The sequence below is a fragment of the Streptomyces sp. NPDC127595 genome (assembly GCF_042671685.1).
In the GTDB taxonomy this organism is placed as follows: Bacteria; Actinomycetota; Actinomycetes; order Streptomycetales; family Streptomycetaceae; genus Streptomyces.
The window spans coordinates 189,098-204,190 of the sequence record NZ_JBHXWK010000007.1 but is presented as its reverse complement, the minus strand read 5'-3'; the positions used below and the strand labels follow the sequence as shown (position 1 = coordinate 204,190).

The 15,093-nt window shown below is 70.8% G+C and carries 14 protein-coding genes, 1 other RNA gene and 1 pseudogene; 10 read left to right on the top strand and 6 right to left on the bottom strand.

Translation table 11 applies throughout. The features are described 5' to 3' along the window. Positions 1-34 precede the first annotated feature (34 nt). Positions 35-973, top strand: coding sequence for a 3-oxoacyl-ACP reductase (locus tag ACFVKT_RS23510; RefSeq protein ID WP_385734523.1), 939 nt, complete (start codon positions 35-37; stop codon positions 971-973). 104 nt (positions 974-1,077) lie between these two features. Here ACFVKT_RS23510 and ACFVKT_RS23505 read toward each other — a convergent pair whose 3' ends face one another. Continuing rightward, positions 1,078-1,230: a hypothetical protein gene (locus tag ACFVKT_RS23505; protein WP_385734521.1), complete on the bottom strand. Its 153-nt coding sequence runs from the start codon at positions 1,228-1,230 to the stop codon at positions 1,078-1,080. Between the two features lie 45 nt (positions 1,231-1,275). After that, positions 1,276-2,553 carry a hypothetical protein gene (locus ACFVKT_RS23500; protein ID WP_385734519.1) on the bottom strand — a complete coding sequence of 426 codons (1,278 nt, stop codon included), beginning with the start codon at positions 2,551-2,553 and terminating at the stop codon, positions 1,276-1,278. Positions 2,554-2,797: 244 nt separating this feature from the next. On the opposite strand from ACFVKT_RS23500, the gene ACFVKT_RS23495 reads away from it, so the two are divergent. From ACFVKT_RS23495 to ACFVKT_RS23485, 3 genes are read left to right on the top strand one after another with little or no spacing between them, the layout of a single operon-like run. After that, entirely contained in the window at positions 2,798-3,649 is an 852-nt protein-coding gene (locus ACFVKT_RS23495) for a Nif3-like dinuclear metal center hexameric protein (RefSeq protein WP_385734518.1), read from the top strand. Continuing rightward, on the top strand, positions 3,646-4,389 hold the full coding sequence (locus tag ACFVKT_RS23490) for a zinc ribbon domain-containing protein (RefSeq protein WP_385735014.1): 744 nt from the start codon (positions 3,646-3,648) through the stop codon (positions 4,387-4,389). Before ACFVKT_RS23495 ends, ACFVKT_RS23490 begins: the two co-directional genes overlap by 4 nt. 53 nt (positions 4,390-4,442) lie before the next feature. Further along, positions 4,443-5,912, top strand: a complete 1,470-nt coding sequence (locus ACFVKT_RS23485; RefSeq protein ID WP_385734517.1) for a bifunctional RNase H/acid phosphatase — start codon at positions 4,443-4,445, stop codon at positions 5,910-5,912. Here ACFVKT_RS23485 and ACFVKT_RS23480 read toward each other — a convergent pair. Then, positions 5,909-6,553, bottom strand: a complete 645-nt coding sequence (locus ACFVKT_RS23480) for a bifunctional 4-hydroxy-2-oxoglutarate aldolase/2-dehydro-3-deoxy-phosphogluconate aldolase (RefSeq protein ID WP_385734515.1) — start codon at positions 6,551-6,553, stop codon at positions 5,909-5,911. The genes ACFVKT_RS23485 and ACFVKT_RS23480 overlap by 4 nt on opposite strands. Positions 6,554-6,728: 175 nt before the next feature. Continuing rightward, positions 6,729-7,529, bottom strand: coding sequence for a peroxide stress protein YaaA (gene yaaA / locus ACFVKT_RS23475; protein WP_385734513.1), 801 nt, complete (start codon positions 7,527-7,529; stop codon positions 6,729-6,731). A 100-nt stretch (positions 7,530-7,629) separates the two neighbouring features. Here yaaA and ACFVKT_RS23470 point away from each other — a divergent pair, with 100 nt between their 5' ends. Beyond that, complete coding sequence (locus tag ACFVKT_RS23470; RefSeq protein WP_385734511.1) at positions 7,630-9,150, top strand: RNB domain-containing ribonuclease; 1,521 nt, start codon at positions 7,630-7,632, stop codon at positions 9,148-9,150. Here the strand turns inward: ACFVKT_RS23470 and ACFVKT_RS23465 are convergent. Both ACFVKT_RS23465 and ACFVKT_RS23460 read right to left on the bottom strand, forming a co-directional pair. Beyond that, entirely contained in the window at positions 9,101-9,727 is a 627-nt protein-coding gene (locus ACFVKT_RS23465; RefSeq protein ID WP_385734509.1) for a hypothetical protein, read from the bottom strand. The genes ACFVKT_RS23470 and ACFVKT_RS23465 overlap by 50 nt on opposite strands. Then, positions 9,724-10,542 carry a MerR family transcriptional regulator gene (locus ACFVKT_RS23460; protein WP_385734507.1) on the bottom strand — a complete coding sequence of 273 codons (819 nt, stop codon included), beginning with the start codon at positions 10,540-10,542 and terminating at the stop codon, positions 9,724-9,726. Before ACFVKT_RS23460 ends, ACFVKT_RS23465 begins: the two co-directional genes overlap by 4 nt. Positions 10,543-10,657: 115 nt before the next feature. Here ACFVKT_RS23460 and ACFVKT_RS23455 point away from each other — a divergent pair, with 115 nt between their 5' ends. The 5 genes and pseudogenes from ACFVKT_RS23455 to ACFVKT_RS23435 all read left to right on the top strand — a co-directional run bounded on the left by ACFVKT_RS23455 (position 10,658) and on the right by ACFVKT_RS23435 (position 15,042). Continuing rightward, on the top strand, positions 10,658-11,575 hold the full coding sequence (locus tag ACFVKT_RS23455) for an AraC family ligand binding domain-containing protein (RefSeq protein ID WP_385734505.1): 918 nt from the start codon (positions 10,658-10,660) through the stop codon (positions 11,573-11,575). Further along, a pseudogene (locus ACFVKT_RS23450) lies at positions 11,572-12,351 on the top strand (DMT family transporter); the annotation flags it as partial. The gene ACFVKT_RS23455 and the pseudogene ACFVKT_RS23450, both read left to right, overlap by 4 nt. 118 nt (positions 12,352-12,469) lie before the next feature. Further along, positions 12,470-12,874, top strand: an RNA gene (gene rnpB / locus ACFVKT_RS23445) — RNase P RNA component class A. Between the two features lie 497 nt (positions 12,875-13,371). Continuing rightward, positions 13,372-14,229 carry a hypothetical protein gene (locus ACFVKT_RS23440; protein ID WP_385734503.1) on the top strand — a complete coding sequence of 286 codons (858 nt, stop codon included), beginning with the start codon at positions 13,372-13,374 and terminating at the stop codon, positions 14,227-14,229. A 207-nt stretch (positions 14,230-14,436) separates the two neighbouring features. Beyond that, positions 14,437-15,042 carry a hypothetical protein gene (locus ACFVKT_RS23435; protein WP_385734501.1) on the top strand — a complete coding sequence of 202 codons (606 nt, stop codon included), beginning with the start codon at positions 14,437-14,439 and terminating at the stop codon, positions 15,040-15,042. The last annotated feature ends 51 nt before the right edge of the window (positions 15,043-15,093 follow it).

The following is a 15,093-nucleotide window of genomic DNA, read 5'->3' as shown; positions in this document are numbered from 1 at the left end:
GGCCACATCTTCTTCGCGACCTCTAAGGACCTTGATGTCACTGCCACTTGAGGGGCTGGCCGCGGTCGTCACCGGCGCGGGGCGTGGGCTCGGACGTGCCGAGGCGCTCGAACTCGGCCGACTCGGCGCGGCCGTCGTCGTCAACGACTACGGCCGGCCGGGCCGGGACGGTTCCGGCGAGGCGTCGGCCACCCCCGCCGAGGAGGTCGCCGCCGAGATCCGCGGAGCGGGCGGCCGTGCCGTCGCCCACACCGGTGACGTCTCCGACCACGAACAGGCGCGCGCACTGGTCGAGTTGGCGGTCACCGAGTTCGGGAAGCTCGACATCCTGGTCAACAACGCGGGCATCCTGCGCGACCGGATGGTCTTCTCGATGTCGGAGGACGAGTGGGACTCTGTCATCAGGGTGCACCTGAAGGGCCACTTCAACACCACCCACTTCGCCTCCGCGCACTGGCGGGCGCGGTCCAAGGCGGCGGGCGGCCCGGTGTACGGGCGGATCGTCAACACCTCCTCGGAGGCGTTCCTCGCCGGCTCGGCGGGACAGCCCAACTATGCGGCGGCCAAAGGCGGAGTCGTCGGGCTGACCACCTCCACGGCACTGGCTCTCGCGAAGTACGGCATCACAGCGAACGCGATCTGCCCGCGCGCCCGGACCCGTATGACCCAGGACGTCTTCGCCGGATTCGCCGAGCCCGCGGACGGCCTGGACCCGCTCGCCCCCGAGCATGTCGCCCCGCTCGTCGGCTACTTGGCCTCGCCCGCCGCCGCGCAGGTCAACGGTCAGCTTCTCGTCGTGCACGGCGGCATGGTCGCGATCGTCGAACGCCCGCGGGTGGCAGCCAAGTTCGACAGCAAGCAGGACACCTTCACGTACGACGAACTGGACGCGCTGCTCAGCCCGCACTACGCCGAGCGGCCGACGGGGGAGACGTTCGCGGCGGCGGAGGTGTTGGGGCTCAGGCGCGGATAGCCCTCCTCGCGGGGGCAATTGGCGCACGGAACGGCCCCGCTCGCTGTGCAGCGGGCGGGGCCGTGGTGTAGCCGGTTACCGGTTCTGACTGCGGCCTGTCGTCGTCAGGCCGGGTTGCCCTGGTCGGACGGCTTGCGGTGGCGGCCCTGCGGGGTCGCCTCTGCTTCCCCGCCGGAGACCACCGGGCCGCGGTGCCTGCCGTGGCCCTCGGCCCGGGTGTCAGTGACCGGGTTTTCCATGGTGCTGGTGTCGCTCATCTTGTGTTCACCCCGTAGACAAGATCCTTCTTGTGCCGGGGGATTCTAACCGGCGGTCAGGGCGGGGGCTTCGGCGGGTGTGCTGTCGGCGGGCGTGGTCATTGTGGGTGTGCTTTTTTCGCCCCCGCCGACCCTGCCCGGCCCGTTCCTGGGGGCTGTGCCCCCAGACCCCCCTTCGGCCTGGACAGCCTCGTCCTCAACCGCCGGACGGGCTGAGAGTTTCCGTCCGCTCAGAGGGGCCTGTTGGAGGGGGATCGGGCGGGGAGTCACCCGCTCCTGGGGAGCCGGCTCCGGTTGCGCGGGCGCCTGCACCCTCGCCACCCCGTACGCCACCGACCCCGTCGCGTAAGGAAGTTGGAGCACCCCCTCGCTGCTCCACAGACCCGCCCCCGTCAACCACCCCTCGGGCGCCGGGAGATGGTGGACCTGTCGTTCCGATGGGCGCCACAGGCCCACCCAGGTGCCGGCCGGGCCGTCGATGCGCAGGGCGACCGCGCAGTTCTCCGGCATCAGCACCTGGCGGGGCTGGATCGCGAAGGGGGTCACCGCGCGGTCGGCCAGATGGAGGCTCTCCGGGAAGCGGATCGGCAGGGTGCTGCCGAGGACACCCCAGCCGAGCCGGTCGTGGCCCGGGGACGGGGCGTCGGAACGGATCAGGATGAGTCCGCTGTCCGGGTCCGCGAGGAGCAGCCGGTCGTTGCTGTTCTCGGCGATCTGGAGCAGCGGGGACACCTCGCCGCCGCGCTCCAGATCGACGACGACCGTCTTGGTGTGGCCGTCCTGGAAGCGGTCCAGGGCCAGCAGGCGTCCGGTGCCGTCCAGCCACACCCCGCCCGAGCAGCGGCCCGGCACCTCGGCCAGATGCTCGGGCCCGAAGGCGCCGCCCGCCACCTGCCACACCGCTGTTGACCCCCGGCCCACGGCGAGGGCGTACGCGTGAGCCCCGTCCGGCGCGGGCGGCAGCAGCCGCAGCAGGGTCCCCTCGTCCGGACACTCCACCGCGCCGAGCGGCAGCTCACCGGTGCCGGGCCCGGTCGGATAGAGCAGCGAGAACGCGTGCCGCCCGTCCGTCTCACGATGGATCAGCACCCGTCCGTCGGTCAGCGGCAGCACCTCGGTGCCGGGCTCCTCCGGCTGGTGGGCGGGCAGCGGTACGGCGTACGGCTCGGGGCCGTCCAGAGTCCAGCGCTCCGGATACCAGGACTCGCCGTCGAGGGCGAGGCGTGCCGCGTACGTTCCGTCCGCGGTGATCACGCAGGCAGGGCGGGCGGCCCGCTCGTTCGCAGCCGCCTCGTTCCCGGGTTCGGTGGCACAGGCCGTCATCGTTCGGTCACCTCCGGCCACGAAGCTAGTTTTCGTACGCACGGGCGTGGGACCGGCGGGCGGACGCTTCACACATAAGGGTGGCTATGTCGAGATTCGCCTGAGGAAACGGGGGCGGATGTGCTGAACGGGACGGGCGGCGGGTGGCGGGAGCGCGGTGACCGCGGTGGGTGCGTCGCCGGGGGTCCCGGCGGAGTCGCCCGCGGCCGGTGGGGGACCGGCGTGAGCCAGGTAGCCTTTCTTCGTGCCCCGTCTGTCTGAAGTCATCGCCGCGCTCGACGCCCTCTGGCCTCCGGAGCGGGCCGAGGGATGGGACGCGGTCGGCACCGTCTGCGGCGATCCCGACCAGGAGGTCACGCGCGTCCTGTTCGCCGTCGACCCCGTCCAGGACGTCGTCGACGAGGCACTGAAGCTGGGCGCCGGCCTGCTGGTCACCCACCATCCGCTCTACCTTCGCGGTACGACGACGGTCGCGGCCGACACCTTCAAGGGCCGCGTCGTGCACACCCTGATCAAGAACGACATCGCCCTGCACGTCGCCCACACGAACGCCGACCGCGCCGACCCGGGAGTTTCCGACGCCCTCGCGGGCGCGCTCGACCTCCGGGTCGTACGGCCCCTCGTGCCGGACCCGACCGACCCTGACGGCCGGCGGGGCCTCGGCCGCGTCTGTGAGCTGGACCACCCGCTGACCGTCCGTGAGTTCGCGGCGCGCGCCGCCGAGCGGCTGCCCGCCACCGCGCAGGGCATCCGCGTCGCGGGGGACCCCGAGGCGCTGGTGCGGACGGTCGCGGTCAGCGGCGGCTCCGGCGACAGCCTCTTCGACGACGTACGCGCCGCCGGCGTCGACGCCTTCCTCACCGCGGACCTGCGCCACCACCCGGTGAGCGAGGCCCGCGCCCACAGTCCTCTCGCGCTGCTCGACGCGGCGCACTGGGCCACCGAGTGGCCCTGGTGCGAGCTGGCCGCCGCCCAGCTCGACGAGATCTCCGACCGGAAGGGATGGGGACTGCGCGTCCACGTCTCCAAGACGGTCACCGACCCCTGGACCGCCCACGCGGCCTCGACCACCGACACATCAGGAGCCCCCAACTGAACGCCGCGCCCGCCGACCAGATCCGACTCCTCGACGTCCAGTCCCTCGACGCCCGCCTCCAGCAGCTGGCGCACAAGCGCAGGTCGCTTCCCGAGCACGCCGAGATCGAGTCGCTGAACAAGGACCTCATCCAGCTGCGTGACCTGCTCGTCGCCGCACAGACCGAGGACAGTGACTGCGCCCGCGAGCAGACCAAGGCGGAGCAGGACGTCGACCAGGTGCGCCAGCGCGCCGTCCGCGACCAGAAGCGCCTCGACTCCGGCGCCGTGTCCTCGCCCAAGGACCTGGAGAACCTCCAGCGCGAGATCACCTCCCTCGCCAAGCGGCAGGGCGACCTGGAGGACGTCGTCCTGGAGATCATGGAGCGCCGCGAGTCCGCGCAGGAGCGGTCCGCCGAGCTGACCGAGCGGGTCTCCTCCGTCCAGTCGAAGATCGACGACGCGACCGCGCGCCGGGACGCCTCCTTCGAGTCGCTCGACAGCGAGGCGGCCACGGCGACCAAGGAGCGCGAGGTCATCGCGGGCTCCGTCCCCGCCGACCTCCTCAAGCTCTACGACAAGCTGCGCCAGCAGCAGGGCGGCGTCGGTGCGGCCCGCCTCTACCAGCGCCGCTGCGAGGGCTGCCGCCTGGAGCTCAACATCACCGAGGTCAACGAAGTGAAGGCCGCCTCCCCGGACACCGTGCTCCGCTGCGAGAACTGCCGCCGCATCCTGGTGCGCACGTCCGAGTCAGGCCTGTAAGGCCGGTAGGCCCGTGAGTCTGTAAGTCTGTGAGTCTGTAAGGAGCTTGTGCGGTGCGGGAGTTCATCGTCGAGGCCGACGGCGGTTCCCGGGGCAACCCGGGACCCGCGGGCTACGGCTCCGTGGTCATCGACGCGACCACCGGGGAAACGCTCGCGGAGGCCGCCGAGTACATCGGCATCGCCACCAACAACGTCGCGGAGTACCGGGGGCTGATCGCCGGCCTCAGGGCGGCCCGCGAACTGGACCCAGCCGCCTCCGTCCGGGTCCGCATGGACTCCAAGCTCGTGGTCGAGCAGATGTCGGGCCGCTGGAAGATCAAACACCCCGACATGAAGCCCCTCGCAGCGGAGGCCGCACGGATCCTCCCGCCCTCACAGGTGACGTACGAGTGGATCCCCCGCGAGAGCAACAAGCACGCCGACCGGCTCGCCAACGAGGCGATGGATGCGGGGAAGCGGGGCGAGCGGTGGTCGCCGTCGACTTCGACGGCGGAACTGGACGCGAGGGCGGCACGCTCTGCGCCGCCCGAGCCGTCGGGTCCGCCGGGGGACGCGACGGCGGGTGCGGCCAGGGTGCGGGCGGCCCTGAAGACGCCGGGTTCGGGAGCGCCCCTTCAGGGGCGCGGGGAACTGCGCGACCAGCCCCCCACGGCCCGCACTGTGAAGACTCCCGGCAGCTCCTCGTCATCCGGCGGCGGGGCTGCTGAAGTGTCGGGTGGGGGAGCGCCCGTTGAGGGGCGCGGGGAACTGCGCGACCAGCCCCCCACGGCCCGCACTGTGAAGACTCCCGGCGGCGCAGCCGCGAAGGCCGATGCCGACGTGCGGGCCGCGCGCAACGTGGCCACGACGGCGCCGTCAACCGGCTGGGGCTCGGCCCCGGACATGGGCGCCCCCGCCACCTTCGTACTCCTCCGCCACGGCGAGACCCCCCTCACCCCCCAGAAGCGCTTCTCCGGTAGCGGCGGCACGGACCCGGCCCTCTCGGAAGTAGGCCGGGGCCAGGCCGAGCGAGCCGCGGCCGCGCTGGCCGCACGCGGCACGATCCAGGCCATCGTGGCGTCCCCCCTCACCCGCACCCGCGAGACCGCCGCGGCCGTAGCCACCCGCCTCGGGCTCGACGTAGTCATCGAGGACGGCCTGCGAGAGACGGACTTCGGCGCCTGGGAGGGCCTGACATTCGGCGAGGTACGGGAGCGCTACCCCGACGACCTCAACGCCTGGCTCGCCTCACCGGACGTCGAACCCACCGGCGGCGGCGAGAGTTTCGAGGCCACCGCTCACCGAATCGCCCTCACCCGCGACAAGCTCATCGCCGCGTACGCGGGCCGCACCGTCCTGCTCGTCACCCACGTCACCCCGATCAAGACCCTCGTACGCCTCGCGATCGGCGCCCCGTCGGAGTCCCTGTTCCGGATGGAACTGTCCGCTGCCTCCCTCTCCGCGGTGGCGTACTACGCGGACGGCAACGCGAGCCTGCGCGTCTTCAACGACACCTCCCACCTCAGGGAGGCTCCGGCTTAGGGCCGCAGCGCCGCCGCCTCCCGCGCCAGCGACTCGATCCGCCCCCAGTCCCGTGCCGCGACCGCATCCTCGGGAAGCATCCAACTCCCGCCCACACAGCCGACGTTGGGCAGGGCAAGGTACTCCGGTGCGGAGGCGAGGCCTATCCCGCCCGTAGGGCAGAACCGTGCCTGCGGCAGCGGCCCCGCAAGCGACTTGAGATACGCCGTACCGCCCGCCGCCTGCGCCGGGAAGAACTTCATGTCACGCACCCCCCGCTCCAGCAGCGCCACGACCTCCGACGTCGTGGACACCCCCGGCAGGAACGGCACCCCGGACCCCTCCATCGCGGCGAGCAGTACGTCCGTCCAGCCGGGGCTGACGAGAAAGCGCGCCCCGGCGTCCACGGACTGAGTCACCTGGGCCGGCGACAGCACGGTCCCCGCCCCCACCACCGCGTCCGGCACCTCCGCCGCCACCGCCCGGATCGCGTCGAGCGCCGCCGGTGTCCGCAGCGTCACCTCGATCACCGGCAGCCCGCCCGCGACCAGCGCCCGCGCGAGCGGCACGGCGTCGGCGGCGTCCTGGATCACGACGACGGGGACGACCGGCGCGAGGTCCAGCACGGAGGCATACGGAGATGAGGGCAGCGGCGAAGTCATACCGCTCATCCTGCCCGGGGTGCGCAGCATGCGCAAAGGTCATTGCACATGCTGCAACGACTGGCGAAGCGGGAGTTCAGCCGGCGAGGCGGGAGTTGAACTGACGAGGCGGGAGTTGAACTGACAAGGCGGGAGTTGAACTGACGTGGTCGGGAGTTCAACTGACCTCGGCGGCTCAGTGAATCTCCGTAACCACCACGTCCAGCGCCCAAGGCCTCCCCGCCCTGCCCGGCGCCAGGACCTCCACCGCGTACCCGAGATCCCGCAACGCCTCCACCAGCTCCGCCGGACCCTTGGGAGCCGCGCCCGCCGTGAGCAGGCTGCGTACGATCTTTCCCTTGGTCGCCTTGTTGAAGTGGCTGACGACGGACCGCTTCTCGACGCCGTTCACGAGCTGGGAGTGCAGCACCCGTACGGTCGCCGTCCGCTCGGCGACCTCGCCCTTCGGCTTCCAGGCGGCCGCGTACGCGGAGGACCTCAGGTCGAGGACGAGCCCGCCGCCGGCCGTCTCGGGGAGCGCGGTGGCCATCGGCGTACGCCAGTGCGCGCCCAGCGCCCCCAGCGCGGGCAGCTTCACACCCATCGAGCAGCGGTACGGGGGGATCCGGTCGGTCACGCGGACCGCGCCCCACAGCGCCGAGAAGACGAGGAGCGAGCGGCCCGCGCGGCGCTTGGCCGCCGGGTCGAGCGAGGCCAGGTCCAGGGCGTCGTACAGGACCCCCGTGTAGATCTCCCCGGCCGGACGCGCGCCCGCCGTCCGCAGCTCCGTGTTCTTGGCGATCTCGCCGCGCAGGCCCTCGCTCAGCCCGAGCACCTCACGGGCCTTCTCCTCGTCGCCCATGCACAGCTCGACCAGCTCGTCGAGGACCGCCTGACGCGCCTCGGTGAGCCCCGCAAGCGACAGCGACTCCAGTTTCAGCGCGGTTCCCCGGCCGGAGGGGGCCTTGCCTTCGGAGGGCGGCAGCAGCACGAGCACGGTGGTATCTCCCTACGGTGGATCTGGCCCGGGCAAGCCTAAGGGGTACGCGGAACGCGCCCGGAGTGCCGCCCGCCGCGGCGCGGCCTACGCTCGACCCATGCCTGGCCGTCGTATCCGTGTCACCGGCGCAGCAGAGGCCCCCTTGCGGGCCGCCCTGCGCGCACTGCGTACCGAGCTGGACGTGCCCGAGGGCTTCCCGCCCGACGTACTCGAAGAAGCCGCGCGGCCACCCCGCCTCCCCTCCTACGACGCGACGGACATCCCGCTCTTCACCATCGACCCGCCGACGTCCAGGGATCTCGACCAGGCGATGCACCTGTCACGCCGCCCGGGCGGCTTCCGCGTCCGGTACGCCATCGCCGACGTCGCCGCGTTCGTCGCACCCGGCGGCGCCCTGGACGCCGAGGCCCACCGCCGCGTGACCACCCTGTACTTCCCGGACGAGAAGGTCCCCCTGCACCCGGCCCAGCTCTCCGAGGGCGCCGCCAGCCTGCTCCCGGACCAGACCTGCCCGGCCGTGCTGTGGACGCTCGACCTCGACGCGGACGGCCGCACCGAGACGACCGACGTACGCCGTGCCCTCGTACGCAGCCGCGCCAAGCTCGACTACGCGGACGTACAACGGCGGATCGACGACGGGACGGCCGAGGAGCCGCTGGCGCTGCTGAAGGCCATCGGGCTGCTGCGCGAGGCTTTGGAAGTGGAGCGCGGCGGGATCTCGCTCAACGTGCCCGAGCAGGAGATCGTCGAGAAGGACGGGAGGGTCGACAAGGACGGGAGGGTCGACAAGGACGGGAGGGTCGACAAGGACGGGCTGGTCGACAAGGACGGGCTGGTCGAGGAGGACGGGATGTACGAACTCGCCTACCGCGCCCCGCTCCCCGCCGACGGCTGGAACGCGCAGATCTCCCTGCTCACCGGGATGGCGGCGGCCAACCTCATGCTCGCCCACGGCACCGGCGTCCTGCGCACCCTCCCCGCCGCACCCGACGGCGCGGTCGGGCGGCTCCGCCGTACCGCCAAGGCCCTGCACATCGACTGGCCGCACCACGTCTCCTACGCGCAGCTCATCCGCTCCCTCGACCCGCACCGGCCCCACCACGCCGCCTTCCTCCAGGAGTGCACGACGCTGCTGCGCGGCGCGGGCTACACGGTCTTCCGCGACGGCGTCCTCCCGGAGGTCACCTCGCACGCCGCCGTCGCCGCGCCCTACGCCCACTGCACGGCCCCGCTCCGCCGCCTCGCCGACCGCTACGCCTCCGAGATCTGCCTCGCGGCCGTCGCCGAACAGCCGCCCCCCGACTGGGTGTTGGCCGCCCTGAACGAACTCCCCAAGGAGATGGCCGACGGCACCCGGCGCCAGGGCACCGTCGAGCGCGAGTGCGTCGACATCGTCGAGGCCGCACTGCTCAAGGACCGGATCGGCGAGGTCTTCGACGGCTGCGTGGTGGACGTACAGGAACGTGAACCCACTGTCGGGACCGTGCAGTTGGACTCTCCGGCGGTGTTCGCCCGACTGGTGGGCGGGCCCGCACCGCTGCCGCTGGGTGAACGGCTGCGGGTACGGCTCACACAGGCTGACCCGGGAGCGGCGAAGGTACGGTTCGCGCCCGCGTGAGGCTCCGGATCAGTTCGTCGGGATCGTCCGCGTGCAGACGTACGAGATGTACGACCTGTTCGCGGCCCAGGAAGGTGAAGTGCCTTACCGGGGTGGCGAGTTCGAGGGTCACCTCGGTCTGCGCGCCCACCGGGAGGTTCAGTTCACCCTCTTCCCGTTCGTGGGTGAAACGCACCTCACGGCGTACGGAGGCGATGTCCTCCAGCGGTATCCGCAGGTCGACATGGGCGCCGTTGCGCACCCGCAGGACGGTGGAGTCCAGCACGTGCGGCCGGGTGACGCAGGCCGCGTACAGCCCGATCAGGAAGACGACGGTGTAGACGTCGAGGACGAGAACGACCCGCTCCACGCGCGGCCAGTCACGCAGCAGCACGGACATGCCGACGGTCTCGACGACGCACACGAACGCGAGCCCGAACATCATCGCGGCCTGCCCGCGCGCGTACCCGAACCCGCGCCCGTCACCCACCCCGTGGGGCGGCCGCCGGGCCACCCACCGCCCGAGGCTGGCGAGGAGCCGCAACTCGTGCGCGAGGAGCCGCCGCAGTAGTCGTAGGAGTCCGTACGTGGCTTTCAAGGCGCACTCCTTTGCTGTGGCTGTGGCTGTGGCTGTGACTGTGACGGTTGATCTTGTTCTTGTTCTTGTTCTTGCTGTCGCTCCGCGACCATCCGCATGGTGCGGCGGAGCGCCTCTGCCTGGGCCGGTGCGAAATCGGCGTAGAAGGCGCGCAGGAAACTGCTGTCGCCGTCCACCTTGCTCCCGGGCAGCAGGGCGTCCGGCAGACGGTCGGCGATGGCCCGCGCGGCGTCCTCCACGCGCGGGTCGGCCGGATCCGCGTCCGCGAGCGCGTCGAGCAGGGCGTACACCTCGTGCGCCCGCTCCACCGCGCCCGGCGCCTCGAACGCGTCGCGCAGCGCGGCCAGCAGCCGTTGCCGCTCCTCCGGGGACGCCGCGGTCTCGATGAGCGCCAGCATCTCGCGGTCCTTCGCGGCCATGGGCGACTCGGGTCCGCCGGCCATCTCCCGGAACAGCGAGGCCAGTTCGGGGGAGAGAGGCCCCTCGGCGGACACCCCGTCGCGCATCAGCGCAGCCAACCGCTCCCGCCGCTCCCTGATCGCCTCCTCCTGCCGCGCCAGATCCTCGTCCAGCTCCTCGAGCACCTCGGCGAGCTCGCGCCCCGCGTCATCCGCAAGCACGTCCCGCACCTCGGCGAGCCCGAGCCCCAGCTCGGTCAGCCGCCGGATCCGGGCGAGGACGACGGCGTGCCGCAGCCCGTATTCGCGGTACCTGTTCGGCCGCCGCTCCGGCTCGGGCAGCAGCCCGAGGTGGTGATAGTGCCGCACGGTCCGCGTCGTGACACCGACAGCCGTGGCGAGTTCTCCGATCCGCATGACCCCAGTAGAAACGTTGACGTTGCGGCAGGGTCAAGCGACGCTCTGACCTCGTAACTCGCTTGCGGCATGGAAGCGGGTCGCTCAGGTGTTCCACCCCTGACAGTGACGCGAGATGGCGGAGGAGTACGGGGTGGGCGGACGTGAGCAGGCGCTCTGGACCAGGGCGACCCTCGGGCGGGACGGGGGCTCGCTCGATCTGCTGACCGCTCGCTTCGACCGGCACCGGTACGCCCCGCACGCCCACGCGGAGTTCACCGTCGGGGTCTGTGTCGACGGTGCCGAGCTCATCGACTACCGCGGCGGCCGGATCCGTACCGGACCGGGATCGATCGTCGTACTCGCCCCCGGTGAGGCGCACACGGGTGGGCCCGCGGCCTGCGAGGGCTACGCGTACCGCGCGATGTACCCGGACGCCGCCCTCCTCGCCGAGGGCACCCTGACCCTGCCGCACTTCCGCGAACCGCTCCTCGACGACCCCGAACTGGCCGCGGCCCTGCGCACCGCACACACCGAACTCGCTCTCTGCCCCGACCCGTTGGAGGCCGAGTCCCGCATACCGTGGCTGCTCACGGCCCTCGCCCGCCGCCACTCCACGGCCCGCCCGGTGTGCGACGAGATCCCGGGAGCGGGCCACATCGCGCACGCCGTACGCGACCGCCTCGCCGACGAACTGCAGAGCCCGCCCTCACTCGCCGACCTCGCCGCCGACCTCGGTCTCTCCCGCTACCAACTCCTCCGCGCCTTCCGTACGACGATGGGGATGCCGCCGTACGCCTGGCTCGCCCAGCACCGGGTGGAACGGGCCCGCGGGCTGCTTGAGGCCGGGCGGCGCCCCGCCGAGGTGGCCGGCCTGGTGGGCTTCGCGGACCAGGCACATCTGACGCGCTGGTTTCGCCGGGTGCTGGGGGTGACTCCGGCGGCGTACCGCACGAGTGTGTTCCCGGTGCTCCAGCTCCGCGATCGACCGCGAAGGCGAAGCGCAACAGCGTTCAAGACAAGCCCGTTGCCGCGGCCGAGACTGCTCCCATGACTGCACGCGGCTGGCTTCTCTTCTCCCTGATGGGAGTCCTCTGGGGCATCCCCTACCTGATGATCAAAGTGGCGGTGGACGGGGTCTCCCCGTCGATGGTCGTCTTCACGCGCTGCGCGCTAGGTGCCGCGCTCCTGCTGCCCTTCGCCATACGGCAAGGGGGCCTGTTCCGCGTCGTACGGACGCACTGGCGCCCGATGCTGGCCTTCGCCGTCATCGAGATCATCGGCCCGTGGTGGACCCTGACGGACGCGGAGCGCCATCTGTCCAGTTCCACGGCCGGCCTGCTGATCGCGGGCGTACCGATCGTCGGTGTCGTCCTGGCCCGCTTCTTCGGCGACACGGAGCGGCTCGGCGCCCGGCGGTTCACCGGCCTAGGCCTGGGCCTGGCAGGCGTCTCCGTCCTGACCGTCCCGCACCTCACCGGCGGCGACGCCCGCTCCCTGGCGGAGATGCTGGTCACCGTCATCGGCTACGCGACGGCGCCCCTGATCGTCGCGCACTACCTGAAGCCCGTCCCGACGCTCCAGCTGATAGCCCCGTGCCTGTTGCTCGCGGCCCTGGTGTACGCCCCCGCGGCAGCCCTGACCTGGCCCTCCGAGGTCCCCTCCTCATCGGTCCTGGCCTCCCTCGCGGGCCTGGGCGTCATCTGCACGGCCCTCGCCTTCGTCGCCTTCCTCGAACTGATCCGCGAGGCCGGCGCGACCCGGGCGATGGTCTTCACGTACGTCAACCCGGCGGTGGCGGTGGCGGCGGGCGTGACCTTCCTGGACGAGTCCCTGACCGCTGCCGTCGCGGCGTCCTTCGCCCTGATCCTGGCGGGCTCCTTCCTGGCCACGGCGGCCTCGGGCCCAAGGCGAGCCGTACGCCCGGTACCATGGTCGACACGGCAGACGAGCCGGGCGGACGGCCGCGTGAAGTCCCCTTCGGGGGTGCTTCCCGAGGAACGTCCGGGCTCCACAGGGCAGGGTGATGGCTAACGGCCACCCGGGGTGACCCGCGGGACAGTGCCACAGAAAACAGACCGCCAGGGACTTCGGTCCCCGGTAAGGGTGAAACGGTGGTGTAAGAGACCACCAGCGCCTGAGGCGACTCAGGCGGCTAGGTAAACCCCACCCGGAGCAAGGTCAAAAGGAAACACCCCGGTGTTTCTGCGCGGACGTTCGAGGGCTGCCCGCCCGAGTCCGCGGGTAGACCGCACGAGGCCGGCGGCAACGCCGGCCCTAGATGGATGGCCGTCTCCCCGGCCGCCGCGAGGCGACCGGGCGACAGAACCCGGCGTATAGCCCGACTCGTCTGCCGCTCAGGGTCTATGGCCAGTTCCTTGCATCTCAGTGGCCTTCTTGCCGGGAGCAAGGGGGTTTGATCAAACCCCCTTCCGTACCGGTTGATGTCGGATGGCTACGTACGTAGCCATGAATCGTGGGGCCGGACATTGGTGCTGACGGGCCCTGACCTGTCGGATGTGGCCGTCGAGCTCGGATATCCGAGTGGGGCGCCGCGATGCCTGAGCGTGTAGTGCGGCTGCTTCTGAGTGGTACCTCTCACACAGCCCGACTTTTGTGCCTTTGAGCCTTGACTAGCGCACAGTGGCCTCTGCCCCTGAGTGATCTACTCGCTCATATTTGATCTTTGAATCGATCAACTTCCGTCTTGCTTAACTATTATTCGATTCAAAATGTGAATTTTATTTCTCTCTGTCTCAAATGAGAGGAGGGGAGGGTCTTATGTAGTGGGGTGATCATCGGGGGCGCAGACCTCCCGGTGCCGTGAGGGAATCCGTAGGGAGATAGGCGATGCCGCCTGCCGTGAACCGCTCACTGCTGGACAGAGTCGAAACCGCCTTCCATACACTCACCGCCGACCCGAATCCGCTTACGCTGGATGGCGCGTTGTTGGCGCCAGATGCTTCGCCCGGGCCGATGCCTCTGGACGAGGTGAGGTCGCGACTTTTGGCAAGTTCCGAACCGGCGGCACGGGACGCGGTCTGGCGGGCCATTGCCTGTTGTGCTCAAGGAGCCGCTGAACGGGAAATGTGGTTGCTGGCCGCGATCGGGATGATGCTGCCGGGACTACGGGGCATCAACAGGAGGCACGCAGGCGGGATGCGCCGGGATTGGGACGACCTGGACGCCGAAGCAGTCGTCAGCTTCCTGGCCGAGTTGGACAGGGCTGATCCGATGGCCGGCGGACTGGCGCAGCGGCTGTGGTGGGCGGCTTTCCGAGGGGCGAATCGCGCCTGTCGGAGCGACCAGGACGCCACCGGGCTCATTGTGCCCGACCTCGGCGAATGCCTTCCTGCCGAGCCCCATGCTCCCAGTCATCCGGACCTGGCGTTGCTGAGGCTGTGCGAGGAAGGGGTCATCAGTGAGGCCGAAAGCGATCTGATCGGTCGCACCCGGCTCGAAGGGGAGCCGCTTGCGGTTGCGGCGCGGCGCCTTGGCATCAGCTATCAGGCATGCAGCAAACGGCGCGGCAGAGCGGAGCGGCGAGTTGCCGAGCACTTGGCCCGAAGTGCGACGGGCCTCACCTTGTCAGGAACCGGCGATGAACTTGCGTCGCCCCTCATGCACAGGTCTCGGCGGCAGCGGGGGCCAGTGACGCAATCGCAGAGCGAGACCTCCCGGCTGAGCGCCGGCCCGGTCGCGGCGTGAGGAAGGAAATCTCGCATGCCATGGGCCGGTGAGTGGGCGCCGTTGGATTCAGTCGAGGCGGCCTTTCGGAACCTGGAGTCCCAATCAGCGGAATTCGCCTTGGACGTGAGCGGTATCGACATCGAGATCGGAAGGGAACTCTCGCGGCATCGGTGCCCGTTGAGAGAACTCCGGACACGACTCCTGGACCGTGCCACGCCTTATGCCGTGAGAGACGAAGTGTGGGCCGAACTGGTCTTCCGCACACAGTGTGACGGAGGCGACTGGCCGCTCGCCGCGGTGTGGATGATGGCTCCGGGCCTGCGGGGGGCCGCAGCCCGAGTGGTGCGGGGAGGCGGACCGCCCTTCCTCGATGCCGAAGCCGAAGTGATCGAGGGCTTTCTGGACGAGCTCAGGACCATCGATGTCGACGCGGGCGCTGTGGCATCACGGCTTTGGTGGGCCGGCTACCGCCGGGGCCTCCGAGCCCGGCCCCTGTACACGGGCGGGGTGCGAGCGGTTCCTCTGCTTGATCGCTGGATGCTTCATGCTCGGCACTCTGCCCCCGGCCATCCGGACCTCGTTCTGGAACGAGCAGTCCGCGCCGGGGCCGTGACCGCCGAGGAGGCGGAGCTGATCGGCCGGACGCGTATGGAGGGCGAAGGTCTGGCCGCGGCCGCTCGACGTCTCGGCCTCGGATACACCGCGTGCCGCATTCGGCGGACGGTCGCCGAGGAGCGCCTTGCTCGCTATCTCCTCGTCCCGGGTTCTGCCCACGGGCAGCCGGATCTGCCGTCCTGCCTGGCTGTCACGGATCTGACAGAGGCAGCCTGACATGACGTGCATCCAGAACTCTGCGAAACAATTCCTCTGTGGAGGCAACGA

Excerpts from the sequence above, each read along its gene's own strand:
- ACFVKT_RS23510 (WP_385734523.1), top strand. The coding sequence starts at position 35 with ATGTCACTGCCACTTGAGGGGCTGGCCGCGGTCGTCACCGGCGCGGGG.
- ACFVKT_RS23505 (WP_385734521.1), bottom strand. The coding sequence starts at position 1,230 with ATGAGCGACACCAGCACCATGGAAAACCCGGTCACTGACACCCGGGCC.
- ACFVKT_RS23500 (WP_385734519.1), bottom strand. The coding sequence starts at position 2,553 with ATGACGGCCTGTGCCACCGAACCCGGGAACGAGGCGGCTGCGAACGAG.
- ACFVKT_RS23480 (WP_385734515.1), bottom strand. The coding sequence starts at position 6,553 with ATGACTTCGCCGCTGCCCTCATCTCCGTATGCCTCCGTGCTGGACCTC.
- ACFVKT_RS23470 (WP_385734511.1), top strand. The coding sequence starts at position 7,630 with ATGCCTGGCCGTCGTATCCGTGTCACCGGCGCAGCAGAGGCCCCCTTG.
- ACFVKT_RS23460 (WP_385734507.1), bottom strand. The coding sequence starts at position 10,542 with ATGCGGATCGGAGAACTCGCCACGGCTGTCGGTGTCACGACGCGGACC.
- ACFVKT_RS23455 (WP_385734505.1), top strand. The coding sequence starts at position 10,658 with ATGGCGGAGGAGTACGGGGTGGGCGGACGTGAGCAGGCGCTCTGGACC.
- ACFVKT_RS23440 (WP_385734503.1), top strand. The coding sequence starts at position 13,372 with ATGCCGCCTGCCGTGAACCGCTCACTGCTGGACAGAGTCGAAACCGCC.